The 13,026-nt window shown below is 40.6% G+C and carries 15 protein-coding genes; 2 read left to right on the forward strand and 13 right to left on the reverse strand.

Annotated elements, in window-relative coordinates:
- Position 1: 1 nt before the first annotated feature.
- From atpA to VEIS1202513_RS07855, 13 genes are all read right to left on the reverse strand, one after another.
- Positions 2-1,540, reverse strand: a complete 1,539-nt coding sequence (gene atpA, locus VEIS1202513_RS07795; RefSeq protein WP_105094203.1) for a F0F1 ATP synthase subunit alpha — start codon at positions 1,538-1,540, stop codon at positions 2-4.
- Positions 1,541-1,556: 16 nt separating this feature from the next.
- Positions 1,557-2,108, reverse strand: a complete 552-nt coding sequence (gene atpH, locus VEIS1202513_RS07800) for an ATP synthase F1 subunit delta (RefSeq protein ID WP_105094204.1) — start codon at positions 2,106-2,108, stop codon at positions 1,557-1,559.
- A gap of 4 nt (positions 2,109-2,112) precedes the next feature.
- Positions 2,113-2,610: a F0F1 ATP synthase subunit B gene (gene atpF / locus VEIS1202513_RS07805; RefSeq protein ID WP_105089726.1), complete on the reverse strand. Its 498-nt coding sequence runs from the start codon at positions 2,608-2,610 to the stop codon at positions 2,113-2,115.
- Positions 2,611-2,628: 18 nt separating this feature from the next.
- Positions 2,629-2,856 (reverse strand): F0F1 ATP synthase subunit C, encoded by a 228-nt coding sequence (atpE, locus tag VEIS1202513_RS07810; protein WP_004695064.1) that lies wholly within the window; start codon positions 2,854-2,856, stop codon positions 2,629-2,631.
- A 20-nt stretch (positions 2,857-2,876) separates the two neighbouring features.
- Entirely contained in the window at positions 2,877-3,575 is a 699-nt protein-coding gene (gene atpB / locus VEIS1202513_RS07815) for a F0F1 ATP synthase subunit A (protein ID WP_105084946.1), read from the reverse strand.
- Between the two features lie 170 nt (positions 3,576-3,745).
- Positions 3,746-3,982, reverse strand: coding sequence for a hypothetical protein (locus VEIS1202513_RS07820; RefSeq protein ID WP_244856233.1), 237 nt, complete (start codon positions 3,980-3,982; stop codon positions 3,746-3,748).
- Positions 3,983-4,124: 142 nt separating this feature from the next.
- Positions 4,125-4,319 (reverse strand): AtpZ/AtpI family protein, encoded by a 195-nt coding sequence (locus VEIS1202513_RS07825; protein WP_009352385.1) that lies wholly within the window; start codon positions 4,317-4,319, stop codon positions 4,125-4,127.
- Between the two features lies 1 nt (position 4,320).
- Positions 4,321-5,463: a non-hydrolyzing UDP-N-acetylglucosamine 2-epimerase gene (gene wecB, locus VEIS1202513_RS07830; RefSeq protein WP_213467222.1), complete on the reverse strand. Its 1,143-nt coding sequence runs from the start codon at positions 5,461-5,463 to the stop codon at positions 4,321-4,323.
- 57 nt (positions 5,464-5,520) lie between these two features.
- Entirely contained in the window at positions 5,521-6,672 is a 1,152-nt protein-coding gene (locus VEIS1202513_RS07835; protein ID WP_119208977.1) for a glycosyltransferase family 4 protein, read from the reverse strand.
- A gap of 33 nt (positions 6,673-6,705) precedes the next feature.
- Positions 6,706-8,064 carry a PFL family protein gene (locus tag VEIS1202513_RS07840; protein ID WP_024065892.1) on the reverse strand — a complete coding sequence of 453 codons (1,359 nt, stop codon included), beginning with the start codon at positions 8,062-8,064 and terminating at the stop codon, positions 6,706-6,708.
- An 8-nt stretch (positions 8,065-8,072) separates the two neighbouring features.
- Complete coding sequence (locus VEIS1202513_RS07845) at positions 8,073-8,348, reverse strand: ACT domain-containing protein (RefSeq protein ID WP_024065891.1); 276 nt, start codon at positions 8,346-8,348, stop codon at positions 8,073-8,075.
- Between the two features lie 134 nt (positions 8,349-8,482).
- The gene (locus VEIS1202513_RS07850) at positions 8,483-10,120 is read right to left on the reverse strand and encodes a phosphoglucomutase (RefSeq protein WP_213467223.1); all 1,638 of its coding nucleotides are present in this window, start codon (positions 10,118-10,120) and stop codon (positions 8,483-8,485) included.
- An 83-nt stretch (positions 10,121-10,203) separates the two neighbouring features.
- On the reverse strand, positions 10,204-11,133 hold the full coding sequence (locus VEIS1202513_RS07855; protein ID WP_213467224.1) for a YitT family protein: 930 nt from the start codon (positions 11,131-11,133) through the stop codon (positions 10,204-10,206).
- A 205-nt stretch (positions 11,134-11,338) separates the two neighbouring features.
- Here VEIS1202513_RS07855 and ispE point away from each other — a divergent pair, with 205 nt between their 5' ends.
- Positions 11,339-12,235 carry a 4-(cytidine 5'-diphospho)-2-C-methyl-D-erythritol kinase gene (gene ispE, locus VEIS1202513_RS07860; protein ID WP_213467225.1) on the forward strand — a complete coding sequence of 299 codons (897 nt, stop codon included), beginning with the start codon at positions 11,339-11,341 and terminating at the stop codon, positions 12,233-12,235.
- Positions 12,232-12,924, forward strand: coding sequence for a GntR family transcriptional regulator (locus tag VEIS1202513_RS07865; protein ID WP_024065887.1), 693 nt, complete (start codon positions 12,232-12,234; stop codon positions 12,922-12,924). The genes ispE and VEIS1202513_RS07865 overlap by 4 nt, the downstream gene beginning before the upstream one ends.
- Positions 12,925-13,026: the final 102 nt, after the last annotated feature.

Raw genomic sequence — 13,026 nt, forward strand, 5'->3', positions numbered from 1 at the left:
ATTACGCCTCCTTATGAGACACTAATGTATGCGTAGAACCAAATGCTTCTACACATTCTGGAATTGCTTGTTTCAATAGATTTTCAGTATCTTCATCAATTTTCTTAGACGTTTCAATATTTGTGATGATTTCAGGATAGTTAGCTTTTATATAACGTAAAAGTTCAGCTTCAAATGCTAAAATATCATCCACTTGAATACTTGCTAAATACCCTTTTGTACCAGCGTAAAGATTAATAACCATTTCTGCTACGCTCATAGGTTCATATTGACCTTGTTTTAACATTTCAGTCAAACGTTCACCACGGTCTAATTGTGCTTTAGTAGCCGCATCAAGATCGGAACCGAACTGAGCGAACGCAGCTAACTCACGATATTGAGCAAGGTCCAAACGCAATTGGCCTGCTACTTGTTTCATCGCTTTAGTTTGCGCACTACCACCTACACGGGATACGGACAAACCTACATCAACCGCTGGGCGGATGCCAGAGTAGAACATATCTGTACCCAAGAAAATTTGACCATCAGTAATGGAAATTACGTTTGTTGGGATGTATGCAGATACGTCACCTGCTTGTGTTTCAATGATTGGCAACGCAGTAATGGAACCACCACCAAGTTCTGGTGAAAGTTTCGCAGCACGTTCTAATAGACGGCTGTGTAAGTAGAATACGTCGCCTGGATACGCTTCACGCCCTGGTGGACGGCGTAATAATAAAGACATAGCACGGTAAGCAGCCGCTTGCTTAGTTAAGTCATCATATACACAAAGTACATGTTTGCCTTTGTACATGAAGTATTCACCCATAGCAACACCTGCATACGGAGCGATGTATTGTAATGGAGCCCCTGTAGAAGCACTAGCAGAAACAACGATTGTATATTCCAACGCACCTGTTTCTTCCAATTTTTGTACTACACGAGCTACGGTAGATTCTTTTTGACCAATTGCTACATAGATACAAATTACATCTTTACCTTTTTGATTGATAATTGTATCAAGAGCAATTGCAGTTTTACCTGTACCACGGTCACCAATGATAAGCTCACGTTGGCCACGGCCAATTGGTACCATCGCATCAATCGCTTTCAAACCTGTTTGCAATGGTTCGTTTACAGATTGACGATCCGCAATACCAGGCGCTGGATGTTCTACAGGACGACGTTCAGTCGCTTGAATAGCACCCTTGCCATCGATAGGCTGCCCCAATGGATTTACTACACGACCAATAAGAGCATCACCTACTGGTACGTCCATAATTTTGCCAGTACGGCGTACTTCATCGCCTTCTTTAATCAAGAAGTCGTCACCTAATAGTACGGCACCAACATTATCTAATTCTAAGTTCAAAACCAAGCCATATACGCCGTGTGGTAACTCTAACAACTCACCAGCCATGGCTCTTTCAAGACCATAAATATGGGCGATGCCATCCCCTACGTCAAGAACAGTACCCACGTCATCGACATTGAGGTCAACATCATAGTCCTGAATCTGCTGTTTAATTATAGCAGTGATTTCTTCAGGCTTCATTTTCATATATACCCATTCACCCCTATCTAATAGAGTTCGTTCTTAATAAAGATTTTTCTAATTCCTCTAAACGGCGAGCTACAGAGCCATCGATGCGTTTATCCCCTACTTGGATAACGATACCACCCATAATGGATGGATCTTGACGCACGGATAAGATGACATCTTTTCCTGTTACTTCTCTTAGTTTAGCTTGTACAGATGCTTCTACATCAGCTGTAATTGGTTCAGCTACTGTTACAGTAGCTTCCAAAATACCACGTGCTGCACGTGATTTCTTAATAAACGCTTCGATAGTCGATGCTATATAGCGATAACGACCGCGCTTAATCATCACATAAATAAAGTGTAGAGCAACTTTATCGATACTAGAGTCAAAAATTTTACCAATAAGCTTAATCTTTGCATCTTCTGTAACGATTGGATTCTCTAGAAATGAACGCAACTCAGGTTGATCAACCATTACGGATGCTACATAACCTAATTGCTCCTCCATGAGTTCCAACTTATTTTGTTCTTGAGCTAATTCAAACATAGCCGAACTATATTTATCTGCTACAATTTCTATGCTCATCGTATCACAACCCTATCGTTTTACTATCAAGTTGACGAATAGCGTCTTCGATCAATTTCGTATTAGTTTCGCTGTTCATATCTTTAGCAACAACTTTACCAGCCATAGCTACAGATAAAGAAACAACTTCATTGCGCAAGCTGTTCATAGCACGATCACGTTCAATGGCAATATCTTGACGAGCACGATTTTTTTCTTGTTCAATTTGCTCGCGAGCTGTTGCTAATTGTTCACGTGTTGTATTTTCTGCTTCTTGAATTGCTTTTTCAACAATTTTTTGTGCCTCTACACGAGCATTAGAAATTTGAGCTGCATAATCAGCTTTAAATTCTTCTGCTTCTGCACGAGCTTTTTCTGCAGCTTCTAAGTCTTTAGCAATTCGTTCTTTACGTTCTGTCATCATAGCCAATAATGGTTTATATGCAAAACGAGCCAATAGCCAAACTAATATAAAAAAGTTCAACATTTGAGCAAGAATCGTTCCAAGGCTTAAGTCAACCAAGGTTATTCCTCCTCGTTATTATCTGAATAACAAAATAAATGCTACTACTACACCGATGATAGGCATCGCTTCGATCAAGCCAATCGCTACGAACATAGTAGACATCAATTGACCACGCAATTCAGGTTGACGCGTAATACCTTCAATTACTTTGCTAGATACAAGACCGTCACCGATACCTGCACCAATGGCACCACAACCTACTGCGATTGCTGCTGCTAATGCGAATAAACCTTGAGCTTCCATAATATATCCTCCGTAAAAAATTAATGTTCCTCACTAAGAGCCATCCCCAAGTAGGAGGCAGTAAGAACGGTAAAAATAAAGGCTTGAATAATACCAATAAATAAACTAAAAGCAATCCATACCCATGGTACCGGTACAAACCAAGGCAAATTGTACAATACTTCTAACAGAATTTCACCAGCTACGATATTACCAAATAGACGGAAGGCAAGTGTAACAGGTCTAGCAATCTCTTCAAAAATATTCAGTATTAGCAAAGCCTTATAAGGTCGTACGAAATGCTTGAAATAGGATAAGCCTTTAACTTTAATCCCCATAACCCATACTACTAATGTGCTACATAGAGCTAATGCAACAGTAGTATTAATATCGGATGTTGGTGATGTTAAAGCCTTAAACGTAGGCATTAAACCTAATTCGTTTCCTACAAAAATAAATAAGAAAAACGTAAATAACAAGGAACTCACCATCGGCCAATGACGACCTAAGTTCGGAGCTAATTGCCCCTCTAAGCCTTCCAATATAGATTCAACTATATTTTGCAAGCCTACAGGCACCAATTTTCGTCCCCGGGTGGCTAGTACTGTTATCAGTATTACAATAGCCATAGTAACCCATGTAGCAATTAGAGTATCCAAATTAAATGTCAACCCTAACCACTGCACGACTTCATGGTGTCCCGCATGTAATTCCACGTTCTCAACCCCTTCCATAGACATAATAAAAAACTAATATACTTACAATAAATATAAATATAATATATATGTATCATCATACATCGTTATAGATATATAATCAACACTTGAAAGGTAAACAATTCAAATTACTCATGAATGTATTGTGTATAATGCATTATTGGAATACATCTATAATTTAACACATCATAAGCTTAGAAATGTCGACTAAGCCACCAGTAAACAACATATAATGCGGGCTGAATAAGTGCGATACCAACAAACATGCTAATAGCCTCTACGCCGGGAATCTTTAATCCTAAGACTACTAATGAACCTACTAACATAAGACGCCATATCATCTGTCTACGAGCTTTACGAACAGCTTTGTAAGGATCCCCTGATACAATGGATTGACCATGCAAAGCTAAACTTAGCAAGTAGAGTACCATTATAAAAATACCCCAAAACCATCCCCATAGATACTGTTCTAGGCCACATAAAACTTGTATTATACCGCCTAAAAAGGCAATAAAAAAACAAGTTAGTAGCACACGCACTATGAATTTAATATATTGATTCATATATACCTCACTACTTAACTTGTTTATATAACATATAAAAACCTGTTATAGCTCCAATAAGACCAAATATAATCATACATAACGGTTCAGTTCTAAACCAACCATCCAGTGTATATCCAATCCAAATGAAACCACCTATACAGAAAACGAGTGTGAGCCCCGCCGATGTTGCCATGGCGAGGGCTTTCACAAGGTCCTTATCCATATTATTTACCAAACCGTTCAGGACGATTAGAATCGCCTAAGAACTCATGGCGCAACGCTTGAATAATGCGTTCAGATGCTTTGCCGTCACCATAAGGGTTAACGGAGTTAGACATCAATTTATAAGCTGCTGCATTGCTCAACAATTCATGAGCCGCTTCGTGTACTGCATCTTTATCAGTACCTACTAGGCGAACCGTACCAGCTTCAACCGCTTCAGGGCGTTCTGTGGTATCGCGCAATACGAGAACTGGTTTGCCAAGGGCTGGCGCTTCCTCTTGAATCCCACCAGAGTCAGTAAGAATCAAATAAGATTTAGCCATTAAGTTCGCAAATGGTTCATAATCAAGCGGATCAATTAAGGTAACCCGTTCTACAGAACCGAGTTCCTCTTGTACAACTTGGCGAACCTTAGGATTCTTATGTACAGGGAAGACCACTTGAATATCTTCAAATTCATTAATTAAATCGCGAATAGCTTGGTACACGTGGCGCATAGGCTCACCCAAGTTTTCACGTCGATGTGTAGTAACAAGAACTGTACGTTTTTCAGGATCTAATGCATTGATAGCAGCATCATCAAAAATATAATTATCTTGCACTGTTGTATCAAGGGCATCGATAACAGTATTGCCTGTTACATATAGATGATCTGTATTAATGTTTTCTTTTTTAAGATTACTTTCAGAACTAGCTGTTGGTGCAAAATGATAGGTTGCAATAGAACCAGTCAATTTACGGTTCATTTCTTCTGGGAACGGAGAGTAAATATCACCGGTACGAAGGCCCGCTTCTACATGGCCTACAGGAATCTCTTGATAGAAGGACGCCAAAGCACCTGCAAAGGTTGTTGTTGTATCACCATGTACAAGAACTACATCAGGTTTAGCTTCTTCTAACACATCTTTAAGGCCCATCAATGCACGGTTTGTTACATCGTACAATGTTTGACCTTGGCTCATAATATTTAAGTCGTAATCAGGGGTAATATTAAACAAGTTTAGTACTTGATCGAGCATATCGCGATGTTGTGCCGTAACGGTTACAATCGGCTCCATATCTGGTGCTGCTTCTAGTGCTTTTACAAGAGGAGCCATCTTGATAGCTTCAGGTCTTGTACCAAAGATTGTCATAACTTTTAACATAGTTGCCTCCAACATAGTAGGATAGAAAAAATGGGGCGCCAAGCGCCCCACATATGGTTATTTCTTATGGGAATCGTCAGATTCCTCTAAAGCTTTTGCCAATTCTTCACGATCAAAGGAAATAGTTTCATCTGAATCGCTGCGTTCAATTGTAGGACGTGGTAATGGATGTCCAGCCGCATCACTATGGGTAATAACACCAAGGCGACGAGCCACAAAAATACTGCCTAAGAAGATAACGAGTACCAATGCAATACCAATCCAAGCATTGACCTCTGCTACGATGACGGACACGCCACCAAACAGAGCTGTTACGGCATACATCATTAGCACCGCTTGTTTTTGAGATAAACCTTGAGCTAACAAACGATGATGCACATGGCCTTTATCGGGCTTAAAAATTGGACGACCGCTAATTTTACGGCGTACGATAGCAAATAATGTATCCAGAATTGGTAAGCCAAGTACGATTGCAGGAACTACTAATGCAATAGTAGCTGCTGTTTTAACAGCACCCATTACAGAAATAGCTGCTAAAGTATAACCGAGGAGCATGGAACCCGTATCACCCATGAAAATTTTCGCTGGGTTAAAGTTATACCGCAAGAACCCTACTGTTGCACCTGCCAGTGCAAGAGATATACATGCTAAGTCAGTTTGGCCAAGTTGTAATGTCATAGCGCAAACAGCAATACAAGCAATGAAGGAAATCCCTGCTGCCAAGCCATCAAGGCCATCGATAAGATTTACGATATTCGTAAATCCTACGATCCAGAAAATAGTCAATGGAGCAGCCCAATATTTAAGGTACACTACACCACCCCAAGGAAGGTTGATAAAGTCCACCCGAATATCATAAGCCACCAAAATTGCAGCTGCTATGATTTGGCCCATTAACTTAGTCTTTGGCTCAATCTGTTTAATATCATCCCAAATGCCAACGAGCACAAGAATAACTGTACCAAGTACAAAGCCAAATAGTTTATGGTCATGTGGGATAGAGCCATTAAAAAGGACCGATCCTATATAACCAAGAAAGATTGCTAACCCACCAAGTCGTGGAATAGCACCATGATGCACCTTTCGGGCATCAGGTTTATCTATTGCCCCTACGGCAACGGCAAAGCGTTTTACCAAAGGGGTTAGTGCAAAGGTTATGATGAGCGCCAGAGCAAAGGCCCACACATAATCGAGCACATAATCACTCATAAGACACCTCCAACAACTGGGTTATAAACACAATTAATTAGTTAAGCTACGAATAGGTGCTGGAATACGACCACCACGGGCGATGAACTCAGCTGCACTATATGGACTCACTTCAATAATTGGAGCGTAACCTAAAAGGCCACCAAATTCAACAACCTCACCTACGGTTTTGCCAGGTACAGGAATTACACGAACCGCAGTTGTCTTATTATTAATCATACCAATAGCAGATTCATCAGCAATAATTGCAGAAATTGTATCCGCTGTTGTGTCTCCAGGAATAGCAATCATGTCAAGGCCAACAGAACATACGCATGTCATAGCCTCTAATTTATCGAGGGATAAACTGCCACAAGATACGGCATCAATCATACCAGCATCTTCAGACACTGGAATAAATGCACCACTGAGGCCGCCTACGTGAGAGGATGCCATAAGACCACCTTTTTTCACCGCATCATTAAGTAATGCAAGTGCCGCAGTCGTACCATGACAACCACAAGATGATAAGCCCATTTCTTCAAGAACGTGAGCAACAGAATCGCCTACCGCTGGTGTTGGCGCCAAGGACAAATCAATAATGCCGAATGGTTTACCAAGACGACGAGATGCCTCTTGTGCTACTAATTGGCCTACACGAGTAATTTTGAAAGCAGTACGTTTAATCGTTTCTGCTACAACGTCAAAGGACTGACCACGCACAGACTCAAGTGCGTGTTTTACAACGCCTGGGCCAGATACGCCTACAGAAATAGCACTGTCACCTTCAGTGACGCCAAAGAAAGCGCCTGCCATGAATGGATTATCCTCTACAGGATTACAGAAAATAACGAGCTTAGCACATCCAAGAGCATCATTATCCTTTGTAAGTTCTGCCGTTTTCTTAACGATAATCCCCATGTCGCGAACTGCGTCCATGTTGATACCAGTTTTAGTAGAACCAACACCTACAGAGCTACATACGATATCTGTAGTTGCCAATGCTTCTGGGATAGAATCAATCAAGATGCGATCAGCTCGTGTAGCACCTTTTGTTACAAGAGCGGAGTAACCACCGATAAAGTTAACACCTACTGTTTTAGCAGCACGATCCATCGCTTCTGCAATTGGTACATAGGATGTTAAATCACTACCACCTGCAACAAGAGAGATAGGAGTTACAGAGATGCGTTTATTAATGATAGGAATACCAAACTCGCGCTCAATATCCTCACCAGTGGACACAAGATGTTCAGCTTCTTTTGTAATGCGATCATAAATGCGATCACATAGTTCTTTACCAGAACTAGATGCGCATTCTAGCAAGCTAATGCCCATCGTAATAGTACGAACATCAAGCTTGTTGTCATGAATCATCTGATTCGTTTCTAAAATATTGTCGATAGATAACATAGTGCCTCCTATCCTACACGGTGCATGCTTAAGAAAATATCAGCATGTTGTGCACGGATTTCAACACCAAGTTCTTTACCAAGTGTAGTTAAAGCCTCTTGAATGGAGGTCAAATCTTTTATATCTTCAGACTTTGTTTCACACATCATAATCATATTGAAAACGCCATCAAGAATGGTTTGATTAATAGACATAATATTTACACCGTGATTAGCAAGTACTGTACTAACCCCAGCAATGATACCAACGCGGTCAACGCCGACAACGGTAACAACTAATTTCATAACATCACCTTTTCTGAGCACTACAAACTATTTAACCCATATGGGGCATTCAATAAACTATATTAATATATTATATCACATTTATTACTTTTCTACGGTGAAATCTTCATGAGTTTTCACCCGAAAACGGTATTTTATACTTCGTCGGATAATGCAGCCGTTACAATAGCCTCTCCTGCTGTCAATAACGCAACTAAACCTTTATCCCCTTTATAGCTTTCACCATAAATTTTATACAAATCTTCTGTGCCAGACGGACGTGCTACAAACCAACCTGTTTCAGTTTCTACACGAACACCATCGATTGGCATATCCTTATACAAGGAAGTAGTACGTATATTAGTAATAGGATCTCCGTCTACCTCAGTAGCGGTAATGGAGCTTGCATTCAACTGCTTCAACTTAGCCTTTGCCGCCTTTGTGCACGCCGCATCAATACGACCAAAGCGAGGATCTCCACAACCTTCAACAATATTTTTATACAGTTTATCAACAGTAGCTCCCATTACGGCATATATTTCCATCGCCAATAAAGCCATTACCATGCCGTCTTTATCAGTAGTCCATACGGTGCCATCCTTTTTGAGGAACGATGCACCAGCAGATTCTTCCCCACCGATACCAATCTCACCATCAAATAATAAGGAGCTAAAATATTTAAAACCTACTGGAACCTCATAAACAGGTATCTCTTTAAGGGCTGCCCATTTATCAATCATCGTAGTACAAACAACTGTTTTCCCTACCGCTTTATCAGTCCAACCACGGGTCGTAAACAAATAATCTGCAGCAACCGTAAGGAACGCATTTGGAGAAGCAAGGCCCTCTGCAGTAACGATACCATAGCGATCATAATCAGGATCATTGCCAACAGCGAGATCATAATTGCCAATTTGTTTAATTACATCCGCCATCGCATATTCAGAGGAACAATCCATACGCACCTTACCATCATGGTCATAAGTCATAAAGCTAAAGGTTGGATCGTACTCATCATTGATGATATCCATATTAAGATTATATCGTTCTTTAATGGCCCGCCAATAACCGAGACCACTGCCACCTAATGCATTGACAAGAACCTTAGGCTTAGCACTTTGAAGAGCTTCCATATTGATGATAGAAGATAACTCTTCCACATATAAACCCTTGTAATCATACGGAACTTGTTGATCTGGTTCAATATTATCAACACTAATACGTTTGAACCCTTCTAATTCACAATAAGCACGAACGTACTCATTGGCGCGGGTTTCAATCCATTTCGTTATCAACGTATCCGCAGGGCCACCATTGGTAGCATTATACTTAATACCCCCATTATCTGGCGGGTTATGAGATGGTGTAATAACAATACCATCCGCCTTATCAAAATGACTTTCATTATACCGAATGATAGCACGAGACACTGACGGTGTAGGCACAAAGTCCATATCCGCATCAACCATGGCAACCACGCCATTACCGGCAAGGACCTCAAGCACTGTTACTAATGCAGGCTGAGATAAAGCATGTGTATCTTGGCCCACAAAAATAGGACCTGTCGCACCAAATTGTCCACGACCATCACAGATAGCCTGCGTAATAGCTGCTACATGTAAATCTGTAAAGGTACCATTCAACGAGGTACCACGATGACCAGATGTACCAAAGGATACGAGTTGTGTCGGATCCGTTACATCCGGTGCATTATCAAAATATGCATCCACCAATGTTTGCACATCAATAATATCTTGTTCTTGTACAGGCATACCTGCTAATTTATGAGCCATAGGAACCTCCTAATCTCAACTGTATATATCATTCATAAAATATTATATTTACACATGATTAAGATGAGATGACAAATACTTACTTATTGATTGTGTACAATCTCTGTATTGTCCTCTTGTGTAGTACTCTTATCTTTCAACTGTTCACATACTTCAGTCGGTATAATAGGCTGCGTAAAGCCTTGACCAATAACCTCTTGCGCATCGGTTATCAAGATAAATACATTTGGATCGGCCTCTTGAATAACCTCTTTTAATTTATTTACTTGCAAGAGATTAACGGCTACCATAACGATTTGCTTTGGCGTCCGTGTATAGGCACCCACACCATTAATAATAGTGGCTCCACGGCCAACCTTTTTGATGATGCATTCGCAGACATCATCGGTACGATAGGTAATGATGAAAGCTACCTTTCGTTGATTAAACCCGATAACCACCTTATTCGTAATGATGGTATACACATAGACACTAATAAGTGTGACCGCTACAGCTTCAAGGCCAACAACACCAATTGCGGCAACAAGAATAGCACAGTTTATGGCACTATTAATGGACCCCATTTGAAGTCCATAATATTTGCGTACAATGAGTGCAATAGGATCAAGCCCACCTGTGTTACCGCCTACGCGGTACACAATGCCAAGACCTACACCAGTAGTAATACCAGCCATCATGGAACTCAACAAAGGGTCCTTAATAATCATGTCATATTGCAAGAAGTTAAATAAATCAACCATCCAAGACAGCATCAATGTGCCATACAAGGTTTTGATAACAACACGGGTACCCAGCCACTTCCAAGCAGCCCAGAATATAGGAATATTTAAAATCATATTCCAAGAACCAACGGATAAGCCCGTTACATAATACAAAATCAAGCCTACCCCACTAATACCAGTACTCACCAATTTGTGTGGCAATACAAAGGCATCAAGGCCGGCACCAAATATGGCACATCCAAGAATGACCATAAGGCTTTCATAGATAACACTTTTATACTTAGCGAACATAGCTTCCTCCAAATTGCCATTTCACTATAAATATTCTATAATGAACTAACTAAAACATACGCTATTTACAATACATTTAGTAATAAAACAATATGCGTATACAAATTCATCATAAACCACTTAATGGTTATTTTCAATCACTTTATAAGAGTATAAAATAAACATATAAATTGCATATATTCTGTATGTTACAAACGAGGCTATCATGAGTAAAAGTTTTGAGCAACTCGGTTGCAGTAAAATCAATATTGGACTTGCCATTACGGGCAAGCGTGAAGACGGATATCACGATATCGACTCTATCTTCCAATCCATTCGCCTAAGCGACTCCATTTATTTTGCGAAGCATCATTCCGTAGTTTTCTCCGGTGGCGCTCCAGAATTACCTGAGTATATGCAAAAATTAGTTACTTACGGTGAAGAAAATCTTGCTCTCAAAGCATTACGGGCAATACAAGCTTATACCGGTTGCAAAGCGGGAGCTGCCATTCACCTATTAAAACGGGTACCTATTCAAGCCGGTCTTGGCGGTGGTAGTGCTGATGCGGCTGCTATGTTAGTAGGTCTCAATCGATTCTGGGACTTACGACTCACCCAAGAGGAACTTTTACAAATCGGTGCTACTCTTGGATCCGATGTGCCATTCCTATTACAAGGTGGTACAGCACGTGGCACAGGGCGTGGTGAAATATTAACCTACAAAAAATCTCCAGATCCACATTGGTTATTGCTAGTAAAGCCAAAGGTATCTGTATCAACTGCAGCTGCTTATGGTCGCTTCACGAATAAGTCCGTAGCAACAAAACAAACCATCGATACAGTCCAACAACACCTAGAAAACAATGACTTAAAATCAGCATTCCTTACTAGTGCTAATACATTTGAAGAACTACTCTTCCCTGACCATGAAGAACTTGTCATTTGTAAAGAATTCTTCACTAGTCGTGGATATCCAACGATTATGACTGGTAGTGGTCCTACAATGGTGGTATTGCTGGATAAACCAATGGAAGCATTACAACTGCAAGAAGAGATCAAAGCAGCAGGCCATGATTGGCTATCGCTCATTACAAAAACATGTACACAGGAGGACTTACCATGACAAAACGGTTACAACCAATACGCTTAGATGCGTATAAACCTCTACGCGAAGTCGTAAGTGAAACATTACGTCAAGCCATTCAAGACGGCGTGTTAAAACCGGGCGAACGCCTTATGGAAATCCCTCTAGCTGAAGAACTCGGTGTGAGCCGTACACCAATTCGCGAAGCCATTCGTAAACTTGAGCTAGAAGGCTTTGTTGTCATGGTGCCTCGCCGTGGTACATACGTAGCCAATATATCCTTAAAGGATATTACCCAAGTATTTGAAATTCGATCAGCCCTTGAAGAGCTCGCAGCAGGCCTTGCTGCCGAACGCATAACCGAAGAGGAAATCGAAACACTAGAACGAATGCTTGTAGCGATCGGCGACCATATGGAGAATAAAGATATGGAGTCCGTCGTAACAGCAGACGTAGAATTCCATGAAGTACTATATCGTGCATCTCGTAACGAACGTTTAGCAGATATCGTACACAACTTGCGGGAGCAAACCTATCGATTCCGTAGCTTCTCCATGAATCAACCGGGCCGACTAAGAAAGACATGGGAAGAACACCGTCAATTGGTAGAGGCCATTGCTTCACATAATGCTACTCAAGCTCGTAAGTTGGCAAGAATTCACATGGAACATTCCGAACAAACCTTATTACAAGGCATGGAGGAATCACCGGAATTCACTAAAGCTTAAAGAAACATCTTAGTTGCTATACAATAATAAACTATTAATAAAATCCTTCACTCTTGTGAGGGATTTTGTTTTACATAGTCTATAGAAATTGATACAATATTA

It is taken from the genome of Veillonella orientalis (genome assembly GCF_018406505.1).
In the GTDB taxonomy this organism is placed as follows: Bacteria; Bacillota; Negativicutes; order Veillonellales; family Veillonellaceae; genus Veillonella; species Veillonella nakazawae.

Bases quoted from the DNA above. Each gene is read 5' to 3' on its own strand.
- atpB (WP_105084946.1), bottom strand. From the start codon at position 3,575: ATGTCTATGGAAGGGGTTGAGAACGTGGAATTACATGCGGGACACCAT.
- atpA (WP_105094203.1), bottom strand. From the start codon at position 1,540: ATGAAAATGAAGCCTGAAGAAATCACTGCTATAATTAAACAGCAGATT.
- wecB (WP_213467222.1), bottom strand. From the start codon at position 5,463: ATGTTAAAAGTTATGACAATCTTTGGTACAAGACCTGAAGCTATCAAG.
- VEIS1202513_RS07855 (WP_213467224.1), bottom strand. From the start codon at position 11,133: ATGTTCGCTAAGTATAAAAGTGTTATCTATGAAAGCCTTATGGTCATT.
- ispE (WP_213467225.1), top strand. From the start codon at position 11,339: ATGAGTAAAAGTTTTGAGCAACTCGGTTGCAGTAAAATCAATATTGGA.
- VEIS1202513_RS07850 (WP_213467223.1), bottom strand. From the start codon at position 10,120: ATGGCTCATAAATTAGCAGGTATGCCTGTACAAGAACAAGATATTATT.
- VEIS1202513_RS07865 (WP_024065887.1), top strand. From the start codon at position 12,232: ATGACAAAACGGTTACAACCAATACGCTTAGATGCGTATAAACCTCTA.
- VEIS1202513_RS07825 (WP_009352385.1), bottom strand. From the start codon at position 4,319: ATGGATAAGGACCTTGTGAAAGCCCTCGCCATGGCAACATCGGCGGGG.
- atpH (WP_105094204.1), bottom strand. From the start codon at position 2,108: ATGAGCATAGAAATTGTAGCAGATAAATATAGTTCGGCTATGTTTGAA.
- atpE (WP_004695064.1), bottom strand. From the start codon at position 2,856: ATGGAAGCTCAAGGTTTATTCGCATTAGCAGCAGCAATCGCAGTAGGT.
- VEIS1202513_RS07820 (WP_244856233.1), bottom strand. From the start codon at position 3,982: ATGGTACTCTACTTGCTAAGTTTAGCTTTGCATGGTCAATCCATTGTA.
- VEIS1202513_RS07840 (WP_024065892.1), bottom strand. From the start codon at position 8,064: ATGTTATCTATCGACAATATTTTAGAAACGAATCAGATGATTCATGAC.
- VEIS1202513_RS07845 (WP_024065891.1), bottom strand. From the start codon at position 8,348: ATGAAATTAGTTGTTACCGTTGTCGGCGTTGACCGCGTTGGTATCATT.
- VEIS1202513_RS07835 (WP_119208977.1), bottom strand. From the start codon at position 6,672: ATGAGTGATTATGTGCTCGATTATGTGTGGGCCTTTGCTCTGGCGCTC.